The sequence below is a fragment of the Allobosea sp. GW821-FHT09G06 genome (assembly GCF_059416005.1).
Genome location: NZ_JBWKOI010000002.1, coordinates 962,058 through 983,017, shown reverse-complemented (window position 1 = coordinate 983,017; position 20,960 = coordinate 962,058). Strand labels below are relative to the sequence as shown.

Below are 20,960 nucleotides of genomic sequence, written 5' to 3'. Positions count from 1 at the left end.
GTGAGCGCGGCTTCAGCGCTCACCGCGCGCGGCCCGGCGCAGCGCCTTGAGGCCGTCCCGGGTCTCGCGCCAGCGGTCCTCGCCGAAGCCGCCTTCGATCTTGTCCTGCGCCTCCCGCCAGTACGGGATCGCGGCCTCGATCGCGGCCCTGCCCTTCTCGGTCACCGCATAGACCGAGGCCCGGCCACGGCACTCCACGGGCTCGACCATGCCCTCGGCCGCCAATAGCTGGAGATTGCGCGTCAGCGAGGTCCGCTCCAGCGCGAAGCGTTCGGCCAGCTCCGTGACCGATTTCCATTGCCCGGTTGAGAGCGCCGAAAGCAGCACGAACTGGGTGATCTTGAGGCCACTCGGGCGCATTGCCTCGTCATAGGCCCGCGTTACGGCGCGTGCGGTCATGCGGACATGCAGCGCGACGCAGGAGCGGGCGATGGCGTCGAGGCGCGGGTCGGGCGAGGGTGTCGTCATTCCGCCATGTTAGCGTGTTCAAGCGCTGCTGCCAGCAGGTCCGAGGCCGCCTGCGACACCGCATCCGCCGCGTTCACTTTATCGCCCGGTGCTTCCTTGACTCTCCGGACCCCCGCGCCTATCTCCGCTGGCATCTGTTAGCACTCTCACTTGGTGACTGCTAACAGCCTCCCCCGGGAGCCCTTCAGAGGCACCCGAAACGAATAAGACCGAGAGGAAGACAGAACCATGAAGTTCCGTCCGTTGCATGACCGCGTCGTGGTCCGCCGCCTTGACAGCGAAGAGAAGACCAAGGGCGGCATCATCATCCCCGAGACCGCCAAGGAAAAGCCCCAGGAGGGCGAGGTCATCGCCGTCGGTTCCGGCGCGCGTGACGAGGCCGGCAAGCTCGTTGCCCTCGACGTCAAGAAGGGCGACCGCGTCCTCTTCGGCAAGTGGTCGGGCACCGAGGTCAAGATCGACGGTCAGGACCTCCTGATCATGAAGGAATCCGACATCATGGGCGTCGTCGGCTGATCGCCGCCTGACCGCTCTCTTCCGTTTCAAGTTCTAAGGAGTAGCTCTCATGGCTGCCAAAGACGTCAAATTCGGCACTGAAGCCCGCGACAAGATGCTGCGCGGCGTGGATGTCCTCGCCAATGCCGTGAAGGTCACGCTCGGTCCGAAGGGCCGCAACGTCGTGATCGAGAAGTCGTTCGGCGCTCCGCGCATCACCAAGGACGGCGTCACCGTCGCCAAGGAGATCGAGCTCGCCGACAAGTTCGAGAACATGGGCGCCCAGATGGTCCGCGAAGTCGCTTCGCGCCAGAACGACCATGCCGGCGACGGCACCACCACCGCCACCGTTCTCGCCCAGGCGATCGTCCGTGAAGGCGCCAAGTCGGTTGCGGCCGGCATGAACCCGATGGACCTGAAGCGCGGCATCGACCTGGCCGTCGAGGCCATCGTCGCCGACCTCAAGAAGAACTCGAAGAAGGTCACCTCGAACGCGGAAGTCGCGCAGGTCGGCACCATCTCGGCCAACGGCGACTCGTCGGTCGGCGAGATGATCTCGAAGGCCATGCAGAAGGTCGGCAACGAGGGTGTCATCACCGTCGAGGAAGCCAAGACCGCCGACACCGAACTCGACGTCGTCGAGGGCATGCAGTTCGACCGCGGCTACCTCTCGCCGTACTTCATCACCAACTCCGAGAAGATGGTCGCCGAGCTCGACGACCCCTACATCCTCGTCTTCGAGAAGAAGCTGTCCTCGCTCCAGGCGATGCTGCCGATCCTCGAGGCCGTCGTGCAGACCGGCAAGCCGCTCCTCATCATCGCCGAGGACGTCGAGGGCGAGGCCCTGGCCACGCTCGTCGTCAACAAGCTCCGTGGCGGCCTGAAGGTCGCGGCCGTCAAGGCTCCGGGCTTCGGCGATCGCCGCAAGGCCATGCTCGAGGACATCTCGATCCTGACCGCCGGCCAGATGATCTCGGAAGACCTCGGCATCAAGCTCGAGACCGTGACGCTCAACATGCTCGGCCGCGCCAAGCGCGTGCGCATCGAGAAGGAGAACACCACGATCATCGACGGCGCCGGCAAGAAGAAGGACATCGAGGCTCGCGTCGGGCAGATCAAGGCCCAGATCGAGGAGACCTCCTCGGACTACGACCGTGAGAAGCTCCAGGAGCGTCTGGCCAAGCTCGCCGGCGGCGTCGCGGTCATCCGCGTCGGCGGCGCGACCGAGGTCGAGGTCAAGGAGAAGAAGGACCGCGTCGACGATGCCCTGAACGCGACCCGCGCTGCGGTCGAAGAAGGCATCCTCCCCGGCGGCGGCGTTGCGCTCCTGCGCGCGCTGTCCTCGGTCAAGGGCATCAAGACCCAGAACGACGACCAGAAGACCGGCGTCGAGATCGTCCGCAAGGCGATCGCCGCTCCGGCGCGCCAGATCGTCGACAACGCCGGCGATGACGGCGCGGTCGTGATCGGCAAGCTGCTGGAGTCGAAGGACTACACCTACGGCTACAACGCCCAGACCGGCGAGTACGGCGATCTGGTCAAGGCCGGCATCATCGACCCGACCAAGGTCGTGCGCACGGCGATCCAGGACGCGGCTTCGATCGCCGGCCTGCTGATCACCACCGAGGCGATGGTCGCTGACCTGCCGAAGAAGGACGCCCCGATGCCCCCGATGGGCGGCGGCGGCATGGGCGGCATGGACTTCTGATCCATCCCCCTATCAAGCCTACGGAAGGCCCGGCGCAAGCCGGGCCTTTTTCGTTTCACGGCACTGTCATCCGCCCGCCATCCAGCCGTCGTGGCGTGCGCGCATCGAGGCGCGATCAGATCATCGCGCCAGAGACCATCATGCCGACACGCCGCTTCGTCCTCGCCGGCCTTGCCGCCGGCAGCATCGCCCCCGCCTTCGCGCAGGCACCGGACTGGCGGCAGAGCATCAAGGAAATTCGCTTCGGCGTTTCCTCCGCCGAGAACGAGGTCGGCGCCATCGCCCGCACCCAGCCGATGGTCGACTACCTGTCGCAGCGCCTCGGCGTGCCCGTGCGTTTCTTCCGGGTCTCGGACTATGCCGGCCTCGTCGAGGCGATGCGGGCCGATCAGGTCGATTTCGCGCGCTTCGGGCCTGCGGTCTACGCGCTCGGGCGCCGCGTGCTCGGCGACAAGCTGCAGCCGCTGATCCGCGGCGTCGATAACCAGGGTCAGGAAGGCTATTACTCGGTGCTGCTGGTGCGCGCCGAGAGCGCCTATCAGAGCGTTGCCGATCTCAAGGGCAAGGTCATGGCCTTCGCCGACCCGAACTCGACCTCCGGCTACGCCTTCCCGTCCTATTTCCTGCGCAAGCAGGGCATCGACCCGAAGGCGCATTTCAGCGGCACGGTCTTTTCCGGCGGCCATGACAATTCGGTGCTGGCGCTGGTCCGCGGCCAGTTCGACGTCGTCGCGACCTATCAGGTCAATGCGGAGCATGGCGTCGCGCAAAGGCTCGCCCAGCGCGGCATGATCCCGGCCGGCTCGACCCGCGTGCTCTGGACCTCGCCCTTGATCCCGGCGAGCCCGTTCTCGACCCGCGCCAACCTGCCGCAGGGGCTGAAGGACGATTTCGTCGCCGCCATGAACGCGATGAAGGACGCCGCTCCCGAGGCCTGGAAGAACTTCACCGACGGCCATGTCTCGCGCTATGCGCCGGCCCGCCACGAGGATTATCTCGACGTGATCGCGGTCACCGAGGAGCTCGAGGCCCAGCGCAAGGCCCACAAAGGCTGAATGCGGGCACCGCCTGCCGCACAGCCATGCATTTCCCGACAGGGCTGATGAAAGCTTGGGCAGTGCCCTCGGACGGCATCCTGGCCTATACAGGCGGCAAGCGATCCCGCGCGGGATCGCGCGCTAAAGTTGCATGTCGTAGGGAGATGCAAATGAAAAAGTCCCAACTCCTATCGGGCGCCGCGCTCGCCGCCGCCCTCTTCCTCTCTGCCCAGGCCGCACAGGCCGACATCACCATCGGCCTCGTCGCGCCGCTGACCGGCCCGGTCGCCGCCTATGGCGACCAGGTCAAGAACGGCGCCCAGACCGCCGTCGACGTGATCAACAAGAATGGCGGCGTGCTCGGCGAGAAGCTCGTGCTGAAACTCGCCGACGATGCCGGCGACCCGAAGCAGGGCGTTTCTTCCGCCAACCTGCTCGTCGGCGACAAGGTCAAGTTCGTGGTCGGGCCGGTGACCTCCGGCGTCGCCATGGCGGTCTCGGACGTGTTCGCCGAAAGCGGCGTACTGATGGTGACGCCGACCGCGACCTCGCCGGCGCTGACGACGCGTGGCCTGACCAATGTCTTCCGCACCTGCGGCCGCGACGACCAGCAGGCCGACATCGCCGCCTCCTATGTCCTGAAGAACCTCAAGGACAAGAAGATCGCGATCGTCCATGACAAGGGCACCTACGGCAAAGGCCTGGCCGATGCTTTCCAGAAGGGCATCAATGCCGGCGGGCTCAAGGAAGTGGCGGCGCTGACCGTCAATCCCGGCGACAAGGACCTCTCGGCCGTGGTGACGCGCCTCAAGGCCGCGAATGTCGAGGTGATCTATTTCGGCGGCTATCATCCGGAAGGCGGCCTGCTCGCGCGCCAGCTCGCCGATGCCGGCGTCAAGGCGGTGATCATCGGCGGCGAAGGCCTGTCCAACACCGAGTTCGCGGCGATCGGCGGCGATCATGCCACCGGCACGCTCTTCACCAACGCGACCGACGCGCTGAAGAACCCCGACTCGGCCCAGGCCGTCGCGGCGCTGAAGGAGAAGGGCATCCCGCCCGAGGCCTTCACGCTGAACGCCTATGCCGCGGTCGAGGTGCTCAAGGCCGCGATCGAGAAGGCCGGCAAGCCGGGCGACGCGAACGGCGCCGCCAAGGCCCTGCAGTCGGGCATGCCGGTCAAGACCGCGATCGGCACGCTGACCTATGGCAAGACCGGCGACCTGAGCTCGCCGAGCTTCTCGATGTACAAGTGGGACGCCGGCAAGATCGTCGCCGCCCCATGATCGGCTAGAGCCAAACCTTCCAGCTTCGCGCCCCGGACGAGCCCCGCTCGCCCGGGGCGCTGCGTTTCAGGCCCCTTGGCTCGCCGCCAGCTCTCCACGAGATGACAATTTGCTCATCCGGGCGCGCCGCCATTGAAAGGCCACTCCCGCTGCGACATGGTCCGAATCGTGGCTTTCACCGTTTCCCGCCAGGATTCCCATCTATGCGCTTGTTGAGCATTCTCGTCGCCGCGCTGGCGGCAGCCGCGCTGGTCGTCGGCCAGCAGGCCGGATCGGCCGGCGTGATCGGCATGGGCGTCATCGGCCTGCTGCTGGCGGTCGTCACCTTCCGCTCGCCGGCCCTGCCCTTCTTCCTGCGGATCTTCTCCAGCGTCTTCGCGATCGAGTATCTCGTGTTCGGCGCATCCGCGATTGCGGCGCAGTTCGGCTGGTGGCCGGCGGCTCTCGGCATCCCGCCGATCCCGACGAGCCTGCCGACAACGGTCGGCGTCTTCGCGATCCTGATCTACGCGATCTCCTTCGTGCCGGTGATCGCGCGGATCGCCCGCATCGCCTCGCCTTATTTCGAATCCGACCAGATCACGACCGCCAATCTCTGGCCGATCGGGCCGTTCAGCATCCGGCTCGGCACGCTTGCGGTCTCTCTCTTCGTCTTCCTGATCGTGCTGAATCAGGTGCAGGTCGGCATCACGCTGCGCCTCTCATTCTTCAACCGCGACATGTACGACGCGCTGCAGAACAAGGACGCCGCGGCGTTCTGGTACCAGCTCTTCTACGTCTTCTGCGTCTGGGCCGCGCTGTGGGTGGCCTCGAACCTGATCGAGCTGTTCGCCAACTATACGATCCTGATCCGCTGGCGCCAGTTCATGGCGAACGAGTACACGAAAGCGTGGCTCGACCATGCGACGCATTACCGGATCGCGCTCGCCGGTACAGTCGACAACCCCGACCAGCGTATCGCCGAAGACACGCGCTCCTTCGTTAACTCGACCTATGGCTTCGCGCTGCCCCTGCTCTCGCAGGTTTCCACGCTGGTCTCGTTCTCGATCATCCTCTGGAACATCCCCGTCGCCTTCACCCTGCCGGGCACGTCCTTCGCCGTTCCCGGCTACATCTTCTGGGTGGCGTTCTTCTATGCGGCAGCTGCGACCTGGCTGACCCATATCATCGGCCGCCCGCTCATCCGCCTCGAATTCGAGCAGGAGAAGCGCGAGGCGAATTTCCGCTTCTCGCTGGCGCGCTTGCGAGAATATTCCGAGCAGATCGCGCTGATGGTCGGCGAACCGACAGAGCGCGGCCAGCTCGCGCAGCGCTTCCGCGACATCGTCGAGAACTTCTACCGGCTGGTCTGGCGCCGGCTGAAGCTGACCAGCTTCACGCTGTCCTACAACCAGCTCAGCGTCGTCCTGCCCTACATCATTCTGGCGCCGTACTATTTCGCCGGCACGATCACGCTCGGCGTCATGATGCAGGTCGCCGGCGCCTTCGACCGGGTCCAGACGGCCCTGTCCTTCATCATCAACAGCTACTCCTCGATTGCTTCCTATCTCGCCTCGATCAACCGCCTGACCTCCTTCGAGACCGCGATCACTGATGCGCAGCACGGTTCGATCAGCGAGGAGGCGCTCGGCCGCGAGACCTCGCGCGACGAGAGCCTGCATATCCGGGACGCGACCCTGCTCCTGCCGAACGGCAAGCCGATCGTGAAGCTCGGCGCGCTCGATCTCGGCACCGCGCGCTCGACGCTGCTGATCGGCCCTTCCGGCTCGGGCAAGTCGACGCTGTTCCGCGCCATTGCCGGCATCTGGCCCTTCGGCGACGGCAAGGTCGGCATCCCCGCCAACGCCGAGGTCATGCTGTTGCCGCAGCGGCCCTATCTGCCGCAGGGCTCGCTCCGGGCGGCGCTCGCCTATCCGGCCGAGGAAGGCGACTATGACGATGCCGCGATCCGCGCCGCGATGGAGAAGGTCAAGCTCGGCCATCTCACTGACAAGCTCGACGAGGTCGATCTGTGGGGGCAGCGGCTCTCGGGCGGCGAGCAGCAGCGGCTGGCCGTCGCGCGTGCGCTGCTGAGCAAGCCGGACTGGCTCTTCCTCGACGAAGCGACAGCCTCGCTCGACGAGAAGCTGGAGGGCGAAATCTACGCGACGATCGACCGCGAACTGCCGCAGACCCGCATCGTCTCGATCGGCCACCGCACGACGCTGCGCAACATGCACGACGCCCTCGTCACCATGGAGCCGAATGCGGACGGCACCTTCACGCCGACACCGACTGCGAAAGCCCCGGCCGCCTGAGGGCAGGCGAGGCGCAACGCAACAAAAAGGGTCGCTCACGCGACCCTTTTTGTTGTCCGTCGATGGTGTCGAAAGCCTCTCACGAGGAGAGGAACAGCCTCATAGCGAGCGGCTGAGGGTCAGCTCGCCGGCCCCGCCCTTCAGGACGAGGCGGCCGCTGACCAGATCCCATTTCTGGGTCGCGCGCAGCGCCATCAGGAAGGCTCGTTCGAAATCGAGCATGCCCTTGTCGCAGCTGCGGCGGGTCACGGCGATCGGACCGACCGCGAAGCCCTGCTGGCGCAGCGGATAGGCCGCGGCCGAGAAGGTGTTGCAGCCGCCGAAACCGGTGCCGCGCAGGTTCTGGTCGACGAGCAGGGTCGCGCGACGGTCCTGGACCGGCTTGCCGTTCAGCGCGACCACGCTCCAGCTCGCACCGAGCGGGAAGGTCTTCTCCTGCTGCGGCATCGGGATCGGCGTATTCCCGCCGCCAAGCTCCGTGCGCGACGGCATCTTCTGGCGGCTCTGCGCCATCGCCTCACCGGACATCAGCATCGGCGCGGCAAACACCGCAAGGACGGCCGCAAGGCCAAGGCGTCGGATCATGATCGTCTTACCTGCATTCACTCGCACGGCCGCGCCGCGTGCCGCCAAACCGGTTAACACGCCTAGAGGCCAATTCGTTCGGGATCAAGGCTGAACAGCGGGCGATCCCGTCATTCCGATGCTGCCGCGCAGCATCAGATGCGGGCGTTCAAGCGCTCCAGCAGGCGGTTCGCGCGGCGGAAGACATAAGCCGGGGCGCTGACAGTGATATCGTCGGCGCCGAGGCCGTCGAGATGCTCGACGAGCGCGAAGACGGCCTTGTCCGGGCAATGCAGCGTCAGGGGCGTGCCGCTGGCCGGCGCTCCGAACGGCAAACGGGCGCCGAAGCGTTCTTCCAGTGCGGCCAGCGCATCCGTCGCGAGATCGAGCCGCGCCCGGACCTCGCGGAGCGTGCGCCCCTCTTCCTCGGCCGCAATGCGCGACAGGATGGTCTTTGCCGCCGCCTTCGCCCGCGCGCCCCACGGAGCCTGCATCGAGGCGACGAGATTGGCCTCAGACGCCAGCATCACACCGTCATCGAGAACTTTCAGCGCATTCGCCGAGAGCGTCGCGCCGGTCGTGGTGATGTCGACGACGATCTCGGCCGTGCCGGCAGCCGGCGCGCCTTCGGTCGCGCCGAGGCTTTCGACGATGCGGTAATCGGCGAGACCATGCTGAGCGAAGAAGCGCCGCGTCAGGTTCACGTATTTCGTGGCGACACGGAGCTTCTTGCCATGGCGCGCCCGCATGGCGGAGGCGACGTCGTCGAGATCGGCCATGGTACGCACGTCGATCCAGGCCTGTGGCACGGCGACGACGACATTGGCATGGCCGAAGCCGAGCGGGGTCAGCATCTCGACGGCCGCATCGGCATCCGAGAGCTGCTCGCGGACGAGATCCTCGCCGGTGATGCCGATATGGGCGGCGCCGGACGACAGCTGCGCGACGATTTCGGAGGCCGAGAGGAAGGCGACTTCCGCCCCGTCGACGCCAGCAATCGCGCCGCGATAGTCGCGTTCGCCGCGCGACTTGACGAATTTCAGCCCGGCCCGGCCGAAGAAGGCGGTGGCATTCTCCTGCAGGCGGCCCTTGGAGGGCACGGCGAGGACGAGCGGGGCGTCGTTATCCGGCGTCTGGCTCATGCGGCGTCTCCCGTCAGGCGGTCGAGCCAGAGCGAGGCGCCGACAGCCGGGATCGGCCGGCTCGCGCCGAGGCGTCCGAGGACGTTGTCGTAGCGGCCGCCGCCGGCCACGGGCTTGCCGTCGCCGCGGGCCGTGTCGTGAAGCTCGAAGATGAAGCCGGTATAATAGTCGAGATTACGGGCGAAGCCGGACGAGAAGCGGATCGCACCGATATCGACGCCGCGTGCGGCGAGGAAGCCGGTGCGCTCGTCGAAGGCATCGAGCTGCCGGCCGATATCGAGCGAGGCCTGATCGGCCAGTGCGCGCAGCGAGGCCGAAGCCGCATCGGGATCGCCGGAGACGGCGAGCACCTGAGCCAGCAGCGCCTTGACGTCGCCATTGACCGGATTCTCGCGCTCGGCGGCACGGGCCAGAAAGCGCTCGGCGATATCGGCAGCGGAGCGTCCGCCTACAGTCGAGATGCCGGCGATCGAGAGCACATCCTCGACGAAGGCGCGGGCGGCCTTGGGGTCCTGCCCCTCGAGCGCCTTGAGCAGCCCGGCATGAGCGGCATCGCCCTCGGCAGCCGGGGGATCGAGCGCATCGACGGCGTCCGTGCCCTTGCCCTGCACGACGGCGCGGACCAGCCGGCGACGCGCGGCCTGCGGCACGTTCAAGCCGTCGAGCAGCGCGCCGAGCACGGCGACATCGCCCATGACGATATGCGGCTCGGCGAGGCCGAGCATGGCCGTCGCGTCGATGGTCAGCGCCATGATCTCGGCGTCAGTGGCGGTGAAATCGTTGCGACCGAAGGATTCAAGCCCTGCCTGAAGGAACTCGCCCGGTTCGCCGGAGCGCATGCGGAAGACCGGGCCGGCATAGGCATAGGCCGCAGGCTCGGTCGAGCCCGAGGCGATGTGATCGAGGGCTACCGGGATGGTGTATTCCGGGCGCAGGCACCAGTCGCGGCCATCGGCATCCTGCGTCATGAAGATGCGGCGGCGGATATCCTCGCCGGAGAGATCGAGGAAGACATCGGCCGGCTGCAGGATCGCCGGCTCGGCATGGGCGTAACCCTCGCCGGCGAAGAGCGCGATCACGGTCTCGATGCTGGCGCGGCTTGCGGGCACGGCTCGTCCTGTCCTGTTGCGAGCGCCGTCCTAGCAGTCGCGTCGCCGGTTTTCGAGGGATTTGAATGAAATGGGTGAACGGGAATCGATAGCTCGTGAAATCTGCGGCTGGCTCTTTCCTTCTCTCCTCGGGGGAGAAGGTGGCAGCGCAAAGCGCTGACGGATGAGGGAAACACAGCGCTGACGGCCCTCATCCGTCTGCTTCGCAGACACCTTCTCCCCCGAGGGAGAAGGGTTCAGGCGTGTCGCGCCAGCACCCGCTTCACGCCTTCGACCAGCTCCGCGACCGGCACGGCGAACTGGGCTTCGGCCTGCTTGGCCTTGTGCTCGGCGGAATCCTTGACGTCGCGGCTGGCGGCGGCGAGTTCGGCGCCGAGGATCAGGTCCTTGATGACGACCGTGCCGGCCTCGCGCTCCGACGAGCCCTGGATGATCGCGCAGATGGCACCGCGGCGGTCGGCATATTTCATCTGGGCGTTGAAGCCGGAGGCGCCGAGATAGAGATCGGCGCGCAGCAACGGCTTGCCGTCCGCGTCCTTGGCCTGACGCAGCGCCGAGACCATCGCCTGATAGCCCGGCATGAACTCCGGCGACTTGTTGTCCATCGCGGTGACGACGACGAGCGGAAGCTCGTTGCGGCTGTCGACGATCGGCGACTTCACCGCCTTCAGCGCCGAGAAGAGCCGCGAAACGCCGATGGAGAAGCCGGTCGCCGGCACGGGCTCGGGCCGGAAGCGGCCGACAAGGCCGTCATAGCGTCCGCCGCCTGCGACCGAGCCGAAGCGCACGACCTGTCCGTCTTCGTTGGTGACAGGGAAGGTCAGCTCCACCTCGTAGACCGGGCCGGTGTAATATTCGAGACCGCGGACGACCGAGGGGTCGATGATGACCCGCCCGAGATAGCCAGCCGCCGTGATCAATTCGCGGATCTGCTCCAGTTCCGCGATGCCGGCCTGACCGTTCTCGGCGCCCTCGACGAGAGCGCGCAAGTCGGTGAGGGCTGCGGCGGAGAGCTTGGCGGAACCTTCGCTATCCTCGGCATTGGCCTTGCCCAGCTCAGCGAGCTTCTGACCGAGTTCGAGATAGCGCAGGATGCGGTCGGACTGGGCATCGGACAGCCCGGCGCCCTTGGTGAAGTCGCCGCTCTCGTCCTTGCGGCCCTCGCCGAGGAGCTTGCGGACTTCTTCCAGCGGGAACTTGTCGGCCTTGTCGATCGCCCGGAGCACAGTGAGGCGCGCGGCAGGGTCGATCCCAGCAGCATCCATCACACCATCGAGCACCTTGCGGTTGTTGACCTTCACGACATAGTCGCCGCGCTTGATGCCGAGCTTCTCCATCGTGTCGGCGGCGAGCATGCAGATCTCGGCATCGCCCGCGACGGTGCCCGAACCGACGATATCGGCGTCGAACTGCATGAACTGGCGGAAGCGGCCCGGCCCCGGCTTCTCGTTGCGGAAGACATAGCCAACGCGATAGCTGCGATAAGGCTTGGGCAGCGCGTCGAAATTCTCGGCGACATAGCGGGCGAGCGGTGCGGTCAGATCGTAGCGCAGCGAAAGCCACTGCTCGTCATCGTCCTGGAAGGAGAAGACGCCCTCGTTCGGCCGGTCCTGATCCGGCAGGAACTTGCCGAGCGCGTCGGTGTACTCGACGAAGGGCGTCTCCACGGGATCGAAGCCATAGACCGAGAAGCTCTCGCGGATGACGGAAAGCATGCGCTCGGTGGCGGCGACATCGGCCGGGCCACGATCGACGAAGCCGCGCGGCTGGCGGGCCTTCAGCTTGGCAGGGGCGGTCTTGTCGGCGGACATGGCGTGCGGAACTCAATCGGAGTGGAGAGCGTGCATCAAAAAGTATGCACGCGGGTTAGACCGCCGCGACGCAGGGGGCAAGTCACAGGGCGTCATTCTCGGGCGAAGCGCAGCGCAGACCCGAGAATCTCAGGACACGAAGGTACTGACGCCCTCTTCGGCAAGAGATGCTCGGGTCAAGCCCGAGCATGACGCGCTGCTTGGCTATTCCGCCGCCGCCAGCGCCTTTTCCCGCAACGGCCGATCCTCGATCCCGGCCCGCGCCAGCTTCTCCGGCAACGGCCCGCCGGTCGCCCAGTCCAGCAGCTCAGCCGTATGCACGACCGGGGTCGTCGCGCCCTTGTCCGCAAAGCCCTTCGCGAGCTGGGTCATGCAGCCGATATTGCCGGTCGCGACCAGCATCGGCTTGGTGCGCTCGATATTGCCGACCTTGCGCTCGCGCAGCTTCCCCGCGATCTCGGGCTGGAGGATGTTGTAGACGCCGGCAGAGCCGCAGCAGATGTGGCCCTCCGGCACCTCCTTGACCTTGAAGCCGGCGCCCGAGAGCAGGCGCTTCGGCCCGTCCTTGAGCTGCTGGCCGTGCTGCATCGAGCAGGCGGAGTGATAGGCGATCGGCATCGCGACATCGCGGACGGGAGCGAGCTCCAGCGTCTCCAGGAACTCGGTGACGTCCTTCGCCAGGGCGGAGACCTTCGCCGCCTTCTCGGCGTAAGCCGGCTCGCCACGGAACATGAAGCCGTAGTCCTTGATCGTCGTGCCGCAGCCGGAGGCCGTGATCAGGATCGCGTCGAGTCCCTCGCCGTCGACCTCCGCCATCCAGGCGTCGATATTGGCGCGGGCGAAGGACAAGGCGTCGTGCTCCTGGCCCATGTGGTGGACGAGCGCGCCGCAGCAGCCCTCCCCCTTCGGCAGGACGACCTCGACGCCATGGCGGTTGAGCAGGCGGATCGTCGCCTCGTTGATGGCCGGGTCCAGCACCGGCTGGGCGCAGCCGGAGAGCAAGGCGACGCGGCGCTTGCGCTCGGCCGGCGGCGGGAAGGTCTGCGGGCCTTCCATAGCGGAACGCGTCGGCAGGCGGGCGGGTGCCAGCGCCAGCATCGCCTTCAAGCGCGGACCGATAACCGGGATGACACCGAGCACCGGCGCGAGAGGCTTGCCGATCAGCGCCATCAGCATCGCGGCGCGGAAGCGGCCAGGATAGGGCAGGATCGCCGCCAGCACCTTGCGCAGCAAACGGTCATGCCAGGAGCGGGTGTAGGTTTCCTCGATATGGGCGCGGGCGTGGTCCACGAGGTGCATGTAGTGCACGCCTGACGGGCAGGTCGACATGCAGGAGAGGCAGGAGAGGCAGCGGTCGACATGCTTGACCACCTCAGGGGTGGCGGGCTTGCCGTTCTCCAGCATGTCCTTGATCAGGTAGATGCGCCCGCGCGGGGAATCGAGTTCGTCGCCGAGCAGAAGATAGGTCGGGCAGGTCGCGGTGCAGAAGCCGCAATGCACGCAGGTCCGCAGGATCTTCTCCGAGGCCGGCATGCGCGGATCGGAAGCAAGGCGCTCGGGGGTGAAGTTCGTCTGCATCGCTCAGGCTCCACCCTGCCAGGCTTTGATCCAGTCCATCGGCCAGAGCAGCATGATGACGTTGAGGGTGAGGTTGTCGCGGATCAGCCAGCCGACGATCAGCTCCATCGCCAGCGCACTCGTCACCGTCAGCCAGACCGGCGCGAAACGGGCAAAGAAGAAGCCCAGCACCATCGAGAGGATGTCGCTGACCGAGTTCAGGACGCTGTCGCCGTAATAATCGAGCGAGATCGTCGCCGAGCGGTAGTGGTTGATCACGGCATTGGTGTTCTCGGCGATTTCCCAGGCGCCTTCGAGCAGGATCGAGAGCAGGAGCGCGAGGCCGAAGGAGATCGGCAGGCCGGTGATGCGGCGGATCAGCCAGAACAGGCCGTAGAACAGGAAGCCGTGGATGATGTGCGAGAAGGTGTACCAGTCGGCGATGTGCTGGGAATTCTCGGAGGACATCACCGTGCCCTGCCAGAACTTGATCGTCCCGCATTTGCAGATCGGCTCGCGGCCCATCCAGAGCAGGATCGCGGCGACGCCGGCGATCAGCAGCGCGGCGGCCAGGGCGAGCGCGACGGGGCTGAGCCGGTTGGGGGCCCAGCTGGCGCGGGTTTCAGTAGGAAGGCTATCGGCGAGCGTCATCAGATCCCCGCATAGATCCGGCCGGGCTCGAAGATGCCGGCGGGATCGAAGCTCTTCTTGATGCCGGCCGTTACCCGCATCAGCGGCTCGGCCAAGGGCTGGAACACGTCCACGGCAGCGCGGATCGAATCGGGCGCGCGGACCAGCGTGGCATGGCCGCCGAGCGGCTTCAGCGCGGCGCGGATCGCGGCGGCGCCGGCATCGCCATAGGCGGGAACCGCGAGCCAGACCAGTCCGCCGCCCCAGTCGAAAAACCAGCGTGCGGCCGGTATCATCCGCGCGATCGCAGCCGCGGCCTTCGGGCCGTTGGTCGGGGCCAGAGAGAGCCGCCAGACCGCGTCATCGCTACCGGCGAAGAAGGCCGCATCGCGGATGTCGACCCAGAGCTCGGTCGGGGCTGCTCCTTCCAGCCGATCGGGCGTGCCATAGTCGTCGAGCAGCAGCGCAAGTTCATCGGCACGGTAATCGATCGAGTCCGAAAAATTCTCCAGACGCAGCAGGGTCAGCGCCTCCTCGCCAGCGATCCGGGCGGGGAGATGCGCCGCCGCCATCGGCTCGAAGGGCGAGCCCAGCGCTTTCGCCAGCAGCGCAACTCCCACTTTGTCGGAGAGGCCGCGCCATTGTAGCGTCGCGACACGCTCCGGCCGCGGCAGCACGCGGAAGGTGACTTCGGTGAGGAAGCCGAGCGTGCCGTGGCTGCCACTCAGCAGCTTCACGAGGTCCAGCCCAGTGACGTTCTTCATCACGCGCCCGCCGGACTTGATCATCTCGCCGCGGCCATTGACCAGCCGGACGCCGATCAGGGAGTCGCGGGCGGCGCCGGCATTGATCCGGCGCGGGCCGGAGATGTTGCAGGCGGCGACCGCGCCGATCGTCGGCTCGCCCTCGCTGCCATAGAGGGCGCGATGGTCCATCGGCTCGAAGGGCAGCATCTGGCCGCGCTCGGCGAGGGTTTCCTGCACGAGCGCGAGCGGTGTACCGGCGCGGGCGGCGATGACCATCTCGGCCGGCTCGTAGAGCGTGATGCCGGTAAGACCCGCGCTGGAGAGCGTGCTCGCGGCCTGGGCCGGGCGGCCAAGGCCAGAGCGCGTGCCGCCGCCGCGCAAGGTGAGCGGCACGGCGCTGTCGATGACCGATTTCACGACGGCGCAGGCCTGTGCCTCGGTGGTGGGAGTGTGGACGATCATGCTCCGCCCTTTGTCATTCCGGGGCTTCGCGGAGCGAAGAACCCGGAACCCACGACTGGGCGAACCCGTTCAAGCCAGCCCTTCATAGAGATCCGCCCATTCGGGATTGATGTCCTCGATCAATGTGATCTTCCAGGCGCGACGCCATTTCTTCAGTGCCTTCTCCCGATCGATGGCTTCATGGACCCATTCGAACTCTTCGTACCAAACCAGTCGATCGACATCGTATCGAGAGGTGAAACCGATATTCTGCTTCGACTTGTGTTCAAGAACACGTCTCGCGAGATCATTGGTGATGCCCAGATAGAGCGTACCGTCCTTCTTTCGGGCGAGGAGATAGACGAAGTACGGCATCCCTCTCACCCGGTCGTGGGTTCCGGGTTCTCGCTGCGCGAGCCCCGGAATGACAAAGCTTAGGCAGCCACCCTGCCTTCCAGCGGGAACACTTTCGCCGGGTTGAGCAGCCAGCGCTCGTCGAACACCGCCCTCACCCGCATCTGCTGGGCGAGGTCCTCCGGATTGAACTGGAAGGTCATCAGGTCGCGCTTCTCGATGCCAACGCCGTGCTCGCCGGTGAGGCAGCCGCCGACCTCGACACAGAGCTTGAGGATGTCCATGCCGGCATCCTCGGCCTTCTGCGCCTCCACGGGATCGTTGCAGTTGTAGAGGATCAGCGGGTGCAGGTTACCGTCGCCGGCGTGGAAGACATTGGCGACGCGCAGGCCATAGCCCTTCACGATCTCGTCCATGCGCCGGAGCACATAAGGCAGTTGCCCGGTCGGGATCGTGCCGTCCATACAGATATAGTCGGCGATGCGGCCGGTGGCGCCGAAGGCGGATTTGCGGCCCTTCCAGATCGCAGCCGCCTCCATCGCCGATTTCGATTCCTTGACGGTCTTGACGCCGTGCTCCCTGGCGATCGTGACGATGCGGGCGAGCTGGGCGTCCATCTCGTCATCCGAACCCTCGACCTCGATGATCAGCAGCGCCTCGACATCCATCGGGTAGCCGGCCTTGGCGAAGGCCTCGCAGATCTCGATCGCCGGCTTGTCCATGAATTCCATCGCGACCGGGATGATGCCGGCACCGATGATGGCGGCGACAGCCGCCCCCGCCTGCTCGCTGGTCGGGAAGCCGAAGAGCACCGGTCGCGCGCCCTCGGCCGCGCGCAGGATGCGCACCGTCGCTTCCGTGATGATCCCGAGCTGGCCTTCCGAGCCGTTGATCAGGCCGAGCAGGTCGTAGCCGGGGGAGTCGAGGTGGGAGCCGCCGATTTCAACAATGCTGCCGTCGAGCATGACCATGGTCACGCCGAGCACGTTGTTCGTAGTGACGCCATATTTCAGGCAGTGCGCCCCGCCCGAGTTCATGCCGATATTGCCGCCGATCGAGCAGGCGAGCTGCGAGGACGGATCGGGCGCATAGAAAAAGCCCTCGGCCGAGACCGCGCCGGTGACGGCGAGATTGGTCACGCCGGCCTCGACCCGCGCGACGCGGTTGGCATAGTCGATCGCGAGGATGCGGTTCATCTTGGAGACGCCGACGACGACCGCGTCCTCCTGCGGGATCGCGCCGCCCGCGAGCGAGGTGCCCGAGCCGCGCGGCACAACCGGCACGCCCTGCTCCCGGCAATAGCGCAGGACGGCTGCGACCTCCTGCGTGGTCGAGGGCAGGACGACGGCGAGCGGCATGCGGCGATAGGCGGTCAGCGCATCGGTCTCATAGGGGCGGCGCTCATCGTCGCTGGTGATCAGCGCCTGCGGCGGGACAAGGCGCGCGAGGCCAGCGATGATCGATTCGCGGCGGGCGAGAATGCCGGCATCCGGCACCGGAAAGGCTATCGCGCTCATCTCTCCCCTCCACTCTCGACGACTCATCCACACCACTGAAGGGCATTTGTCTGCGCGGCAGATTAGATCAATTCAATGGCACTTGCAGCGCGGCCAAAGCCAGCCATTATTTCCAGATTGGAAAAGGTGGCGTAGCGATGGACCGGTTTGGCGACCTCGACGTGTTTGCACATGTGGTAACGACCAAGAGCATGTCGGCGGCCGGCCGGCAGCTCAACCTGTCGCCGGCGGTGATTTCGAAGCGTATCCGCCGACTGGAGGAGCGGCTGGGCGTGCGCCTGCTCCAGCGCACGACGCGGCAGCTTGCCCTCACCGAGGCCGGACAGGGCTTCTACGAGCGCGTCGTCTCGATCCTGTCCTCGATCGAAGAAGCCGAGTCCTGGGTGTCGAGCGGCGCCGGACAGGTGCGTGGGACGCTGCGCGTATCGGCGCCGACCTCGTTCGGCCGGATGCATGTCGCGCCGCATCTCAAGCGCTTCCTCGATGCCAATCCGCTGGTCACGGTCGAGCTCGTGCTCAGCGATGCCTTCGTCGATGTCGTGGGCGAAGGCTTCGACCTCGCGATCCGCATTGCCGACCTGCAGGATTCGAGCCTCGTCGCCAAGCGCCTCGCCCGGAACCACCGGGTGCTCTGCGCGACGCCGGGCTATCTTGCCGAGCACGGCATGCCGGCCGATATCGCCGAGCTGTCGCGCCATACGCTGATCGCGCACAATGCCGACCACTGGCGGCTCGACGGGCCGGAAGGTCCGGTCTCGGTGCGGGTCAACGGCCCGTTGCGCACGAATTCGAGCGAGGTCGTGCGCGAGGCCTTGCTGGGCGGCGTCGGCATCGCCTTGCGCTCGACCTGGGATGTCGGACCGGAGCTGAAGTCGGGGGCGTTGCAGCGCGTCCTGCCGGCCTATGCGGTCGGCTCGCGCGTCGCAGTCTACGCGGTCTATCCGAGCCGCCGGCACATGGAGCAGAAAGTACGCGCCTTCGTCGATTATCTCGGCAAGCTCTATGGCGCCACGCCCTATTGGGATGCGGGGCTTGCGCTGTGATCAATACCGATGACTTCATCGCTTTTTGGCGCCGTGCGGATGGCGCATATCGACATCCTGACGATGACGGCGCGCTTCTTAGTCAGTTTCCCGATCTCAGAATCCAATTGCATCCGGTACCTTGGGTTGGGTCCATTAAAACCGCGAAGGTTTTTCTTCTGTACCTCAACCCCGGATTTAGCGAAATTGATGAGCGATATGAAATCAAAAATCCCGAATTTGTAGCTTCTTTAAAAATAAATCTCAAAAGAGACACACCATATCTGTTTTTCGATAAGAAGTTTATCGATCATCCAGGACACATTTGGGCCAATAAAACATTCAGATCAGATATTTATAAATTTGATACATTGCGCATATGCGTCATACAACTAGTCCCATATCACTCAAAGTGGGGAAATCCGGCCCGTTTGATCGCCGATAAACTCCCATCGTCAAAATTCGCTCAGAAATTCGTCATTCATAATTTGCTGCCTCGCGCACAACGCAGAGAGATCGGCCTGATCGTTGCTCGCGCTTCTCGCTTGTGGGGCATTCGAGAGACTGACTCTCACGGTAACGTGGTCGTTTATAAGGGTTGGCAACCACGGCGAGCACTGCAGACCAAGAACACCGAAGGCGGCGCCCACCTACGTCGCTGGCTAACGGAGAAGGAACGGTAGATGTTCGGCCAGCTCGAAGGCACGGGGGTTACGGTCCTCGATCCACGCTTCCATCGCGTCGTTCCAGGCTCCGCCCGGGTCGAGCGGCTCTGGACCGGCGCGCGCTGGTCGGAGGGGCCGGCCTGGTTCCCGGCCCATAATACGCTCATCTGGTCGGATATCCCGAATGACCGCATGCTGCGCTACGACGCGCTGAGCGGCCAGGTCGGCACGTTCCGGCAGCCGGCGCGCAATTCCAACGGCAACACAGTCGATGCGCAGGGCCGGCTCATCACCTGCGAGCATGGCGGGCGGCAGGTGACGCGCACCGAGCATGACGGCTCGATCACCGTGCTCGCCAGCCATTTCGGCGGCAAGCGACTGAACTCGCCGAACGACGCCGTGGTGAAGTCGGACGGTTCGATCTGGTTCACCGATCCCGATTACGGCATCCTCAGCGACTACGAGGGCGACAAGTCTCCCGGCGAGATCGGCGCCTGCAACGTCTATCGCATCGATGGACAAACCGGCGAGATCGCCATCGTCGCCGATGATTTCGTCAAGCCCAATGGCCTCGCCTTCTCGCCGAACGAGAGCATCCTCTACATCGCCGATACCGGCGCAAGCCATGATCCCGAGAACGGGCCGCGGCATATCCGCAGCTTCCGGATGGGGAGGGACGGCATCACGCTCGGTGCTTCAAAAGTGTTCGCGACCTGCACGGCCGGGCTGTTCGACGGCTTCCGCCTCGATATCGAGGGGCGCATCTGGACCAGCGCGGCCGACGGCGTCCATATCTACCACCCGGACGGCACGCTGATCGGCAAGGTCCATATTCCCGAGATCGTCGCGAACGTCTGCTGGGGCGGACCGAAGCTCAACCGCCTGTTCATCTGCGGCACGACCTCGCTCTATTCCGTGATGACGCACACGAACGGGGCGGTCCGGCCGGCCTGAGGCCCCTCGCTCATGCAGTCAGCCCGGCGGCGCGTTCTTCACGCGGCTGAGCACGAGCGGCATCGCCAGCCCGATCGCGACGAAGCGCACGAGATGGTGCGCGCCGACATAGAGCGTATCGAGCCCCATCGCGAAGGCGAGCATCGCCATCGCTTCCAGGCCGCCGGGCGCGAAGGCCGCCATGCCGCTGGCATAGGACACGCCGGCGAGCCAAGCGGCCGGCCAGGCGAACAGGAAGGCGACGCCGATCGAGACCGCGAAGCCACCGATGGCGAGCGGAAACAGGCCCTTCAGCTCGTCGCGCGGGATATGGGCAATGCGCCCGCCCATGGTGGTGCCGAGCAGGACCTGCACGACGATCTGGATCGGCATGGGCAACGAGCCCTCGACGAGCCCGCTGCCATGCAGGGCCGCGCTGGCGAAGGTCGCGCCGAACATCAGCGGAGCGGAGAGGCCGAGCCGCTCGAAGACGAGCCCCAGCGCCAGCCCCGCCATGGCGACGCCGAACATGGTGCCGGCATCGACCGACTTGATATCGGGCACCGGCATGCCGGCAGCCGCCCCGCTCAATTGCATGACGCTCGGCAGCAGCGCGACCAGCACGAGCAGGCGAAACAATTGGACGACGGAGATACGGCCGATATTGGCGCCCTTTTCCTGGGCCACCGCGAGCACGGTCGACAGGGCGCCGGGTGCGGAAGCCAGCAGGGCATCGATCCAGGGCCAGCGCGCGACGTGGCGCAGATAAGCGCCGGTCGCGAGCATGATCGCCGTGGCGCCGACGAGGAGCAGAACGAGAGAGGCGGGATAGCGGGCGGCAGCCGCGAGCGCCTCCGGCGTCACCGCGGAGCCGAGGATCGCGCCGGAGAGCACCATGGTCGCGTCGAACCAGGGCCGGCGCAGGTTCGGCAGCGGGCGCACCAGCGCGACTGCCGCGCTGATCAGCATCGAGCCGGAGAGCCAGGCGGCGGGCATGCCGAGCAGGGCGAAGGCCCCGCCCCCGACGGTCGCCAGCGCGATGACCAGAATTTCCCGCCAGAGGATGACCAGCCGGTTCGTGGGATAGCCGAACGGTTTCATCGCGTTCCCGCCGCGCCAAAAACAGGCGGCACTGGGCGTTCATGGCGATGGTCCGGCAGCGGGTCAACCGACCCGCTCCC

General features: G+C 66.0%; 19 protein-coding genes. 8 read left to right on the top strand and 11 right to left on the bottom strand.

Translation table 11 applies throughout. The features are described from left to right. Positions 1-12 precede the first annotated feature (12 nt). Positions 13-468 carry a MarR family winged helix-turn-helix transcriptional regulator gene (locus AC07NY_RS14835; RefSeq protein WP_492284120.1) on the bottom strand — a complete coding sequence of 152 codons (456 nt, stop codon included), beginning with the start codon at positions 466-468 and terminating at the stop codon, positions 13-15. A 228-nt stretch (positions 469-696) separates the two neighbouring features. On the opposite strand from AC07NY_RS14835, the gene groES reads away from it, so the two are divergent. From groES to AC07NY_RS14810, 5 genes are all read left to right on the top strand, one after another. Then, positions 697-984, top strand: a complete 288-nt coding sequence (gene groES / locus AC07NY_RS14830; protein WP_047576256.1) for a co-chaperone GroES — start codon at positions 697-699, stop codon at positions 982-984. 49 nt (positions 985-1,033) lie between these two features. Further along, complete coding sequence (groL, locus tag AC07NY_RS14825; RefSeq protein ID WP_492284121.1) at positions 1,034-2,671, top strand: chaperonin GroEL; 1,638 nt, start codon at positions 1,034-1,036, stop codon at positions 2,669-2,671. Between the two features lie 140 nt (positions 2,672-2,811). Continuing rightward, a complete protein-coding gene (gene phnD, locus AC07NY_RS14820; protein ID WP_494584459.1) occupies positions 2,812-3,726 on the top strand; it encodes a phosphate/phosphite/phosphonate ABC transporter substrate-binding protein in 915 nt (304 codons plus the stop codon). Positions 3,727-3,878: 152 nt separating this feature from the next. Further along, on the top strand, positions 3,879-4,991 hold the full coding sequence (locus AC07NY_RS14815) for a branched-chain amino acid ABC transporter substrate-binding protein (protein WP_494584458.1): 1,113 nt from the start codon (positions 3,879-3,881) through the stop codon (positions 4,989-4,991). Positions 4,992-5,194: 203 nt separating this feature from the next. After that, positions 5,195-7,288: an ABC transporter ATP-binding protein/permease gene (locus tag AC07NY_RS14810; protein ID WP_494584457.1), complete on the top strand. Its 2,094-nt coding sequence runs from the start codon at positions 5,195-5,197 to the stop codon at positions 7,286-7,288. A 99-nt stretch (positions 7,289-7,387) separates the two neighbouring features. On the opposite strand, the gene AC07NY_RS14805 is transcribed toward AC07NY_RS14810, so the two are convergent. The 9 genes from AC07NY_RS14805 to AC07NY_RS14765 all read right to left on the bottom strand — a co-directional run bounded on the left by AC07NY_RS14805 (position 7,388) and on the right by AC07NY_RS14765 (position 17,159). Beyond that, positions 7,388-7,873, bottom strand: a complete 486-nt coding sequence (locus AC07NY_RS14805) for an META domain-containing protein (RefSeq protein WP_494584456.1) — start codon at positions 7,871-7,873, stop codon at positions 7,388-7,390. Between the two features lie 134 nt (positions 7,874-8,007). Then, a complete protein-coding gene (gene hisG / locus AC07NY_RS14800; RefSeq protein ID WP_494584455.1) occupies positions 8,008-8,994 on the bottom strand; it encodes an ATP phosphoribosyltransferase in 987 nt (328 codons plus the stop codon). Further along, on the bottom strand, positions 8,991-10,103 hold the full coding sequence (locus AC07NY_RS14795) for an ATP phosphoribosyltransferase regulatory subunit (protein WP_494584454.1): 1,113 nt from the start codon (positions 10,101-10,103) through the stop codon (positions 8,991-8,993). Before AC07NY_RS14795 ends, hisG begins: the two co-directional genes overlap by 4 nt. A 236-nt stretch (positions 10,104-10,339) precedes the next feature. Continuing rightward, positions 10,340-11,914 carry a histidine--tRNA ligase gene (gene hisS, locus AC07NY_RS14790; RefSeq protein ID WP_494584453.1) on the bottom strand — a complete coding sequence of 525 codons (1,575 nt, stop codon included), beginning with the start codon at positions 11,912-11,914 and terminating at the stop codon, positions 10,340-10,342. Positions 11,915-12,118: 204 nt separating this feature from the next. After that, positions 12,119-13,492 carry a glycolate oxidase subunit GlcF gene (glcF, locus tag AC07NY_RS14785; RefSeq protein ID WP_494584452.1) on the bottom strand — a complete coding sequence of 458 codons (1,374 nt, stop codon included), beginning with the start codon at positions 13,490-13,492 and terminating at the stop codon, positions 12,119-12,121. Between the two features lie 3 nt (positions 13,493-13,495). After that, complete coding sequence (locus AC07NY_RS14780; RefSeq protein ID WP_494584451.1) at positions 13,496-14,122, bottom strand: DUF2585 domain-containing protein; 627 nt, start codon at positions 14,120-14,122, stop codon at positions 13,496-13,498. Beyond that, complete coding sequence (locus AC07NY_RS14775) at positions 14,122-15,309, bottom strand: FAD-binding protein (protein ID WP_494584450.1); 1,188 nt, start codon at positions 15,307-15,309, stop codon at positions 14,122-14,124. The genes AC07NY_RS14780 and AC07NY_RS14775 overlap by 1 nt, the downstream gene beginning before the upstream one ends. Positions 15,310-15,378: 69 nt before the next feature. Then, complete coding sequence (locus tag AC07NY_RS14770) at positions 15,379-15,663, bottom strand: GIY-YIG nuclease family protein (protein ID WP_494584449.1); 285 nt, start codon at positions 15,661-15,663, stop codon at positions 15,379-15,381. Positions 15,664-15,722: 59 nt separating this feature from the next. Further along, entirely contained in the window at positions 15,723-17,159 is a 1,437-nt protein-coding gene (locus AC07NY_RS14765; protein ID WP_494584448.1) for an FAD-binding oxidoreductase, read from the bottom strand. Positions 17,160-17,296: 137 nt separating this feature from the next. Between AC07NY_RS14765 and AC07NY_RS14760 the strand changes: the two genes are divergently transcribed. From AC07NY_RS14760 to AC07NY_RS14750, 3 genes are read left to right on the top strand one after another with little or no spacing between them, the layout of a single operon-like run. Further along, positions 17,297-18,202: a LysR family transcriptional regulator gene (locus AC07NY_RS14760; protein ID WP_494584447.1), complete on the top strand. Its 906-nt coding sequence runs from the start codon at positions 17,297-17,299 to the stop codon at positions 18,200-18,202. Continuing rightward, complete coding sequence (locus tag AC07NY_RS14755; protein ID WP_494584446.1) at positions 18,199-18,864, top strand: hypothetical protein; 666 nt, start codon at positions 18,199-18,201, stop codon at positions 18,862-18,864. Before AC07NY_RS14760 ends, AC07NY_RS14755 begins: the two co-directional genes overlap by 4 nt. Continuing rightward, positions 18,865-19,800, top strand: a complete 936-nt coding sequence (locus tag AC07NY_RS14750) for an SMP-30/gluconolactonase/LRE family protein (protein WP_494584445.1) — start codon at positions 18,865-18,867, stop codon at positions 19,798-19,800. Between the two features lie 18 nt (positions 19,801-19,818). Here AC07NY_RS14750 and AC07NY_RS14745 read toward each other — a convergent pair whose 3' ends face one another. Then, on the bottom strand, positions 19,819-20,880 hold the full coding sequence (locus AC07NY_RS14745) for an AbrB family transcriptional regulator (RefSeq protein WP_494584444.1): 1,062 nt from the start codon (positions 20,878-20,880) through the stop codon (positions 19,819-19,821). Positions 20,881-20,960: the final 80 nt, after the last annotated feature.

What these genes read in the sequence shown, in the direction of transcription:
- AC07NY_RS14835 (WP_492284120.1), bottom strand. Translation starts at nt 468, where the DNA reads ATGACGACACCCTCGCCCGACCCGCGCCTCGACGCCATCGCCCGCTCC.
- groES (WP_047576256.1), top strand. Translation starts at nt 697, where the DNA reads ATGAAGTTCCGTCCGTTGCATGACCGCGTCGTGGTCCGCCGCCTTGAC.
- groL (WP_492284121.1), top strand. Translation starts at nt 1,034, where the DNA reads ATGGCTGCCAAAGACGTCAAATTCGGCACTGAAGCCCGCGACAAGATG.
- phnD (WP_494584459.1), top strand. Translation starts at nt 2,812, where the DNA reads ATGCCGACACGCCGCTTCGTCCTCGCCGGCCTTGCCGCCGGCAGCATC.
- AC07NY_RS14815 (WP_494584458.1), top strand. Translation starts at nt 3,879, where the DNA reads ATGAAAAAGTCCCAACTCCTATCGGGCGCCGCGCTCGCCGCCGCCCTC.
- AC07NY_RS14810 (WP_494584457.1), top strand. Translation starts at nt 5,195, where the DNA reads ATGCGCTTGTTGAGCATTCTCGTCGCCGCGCTGGCGGCAGCCGCGCTG.
- AC07NY_RS14805 (WP_494584456.1), bottom strand. Translation starts at nt 7,873, where the DNA reads ATGATCCGACGCCTTGGCCTTGCGGCCGTCCTTGCGGTGTTTGCCGCG.
- hisG (WP_494584455.1), bottom strand. Translation starts at nt 8,994, where the DNA reads ATGAGCCAGACGCCGGATAACGACGCCCCGCTCGTCCTCGCCGTGCCC.
- hisS (WP_494584453.1), bottom strand. Translation starts at nt 11,914, where the DNA reads ATGTCCGCCGACAAGACCGCCCCTGCCAAGCTGAAGGCCCGCCAGCCG.
- glcF (WP_494584452.1), bottom strand. Translation starts at nt 13,492, where the DNA reads ATGCAGACGAACTTCACCCCCGAGCGCCTTGCTTCCGATCCGCGCATG.
- AC07NY_RS14780 (WP_494584451.1), bottom strand. Translation starts at nt 14,122, where the DNA reads ATGACGCTCGCCGATAGCCTTCCTACTGAAACCCGCGCCAGCTGGGCC.
- AC07NY_RS14775 (WP_494584450.1), bottom strand. Translation starts at nt 15,309, where the DNA reads ATGATCGTCCACACTCCCACCACCGAGGCACAGGCCTGCGCCGTCGTG.
- AC07NY_RS14770 (WP_494584449.1), bottom strand. Translation starts at nt 15,663, where the DNA reads ATGCCGTACTTCGTCTATCTCCTCGCCCGAAAGAAGGACGGTACGCTC.
- AC07NY_RS14765 (WP_494584448.1), bottom strand. Translation starts at nt 17,159, where the DNA reads ATGAGCGCGATAGCCTTTCCGGTGCCGGATGCCGGCATTCTCGCCCGC.
- AC07NY_RS14760 (WP_494584447.1), top strand. Translation starts at nt 17,297, where the DNA reads ATGGACCGGTTTGGCGACCTCGACGTGTTTGCACATGTGGTAACGACC.
- AC07NY_RS14750 (WP_494584445.1), top strand. Translation starts at nt 18,865, where the DNA reads ATGTTCGGCCAGCTCGAAGGCACGGGGGTTACGGTCCTCGATCCACGC.
- AC07NY_RS14745 (WP_494584444.1), bottom strand. Translation starts at nt 20,880, where the DNA reads ATGAAACCGTTCGGCTATCCCACGAACCGGCTGGTCATCCTCTGGCGG.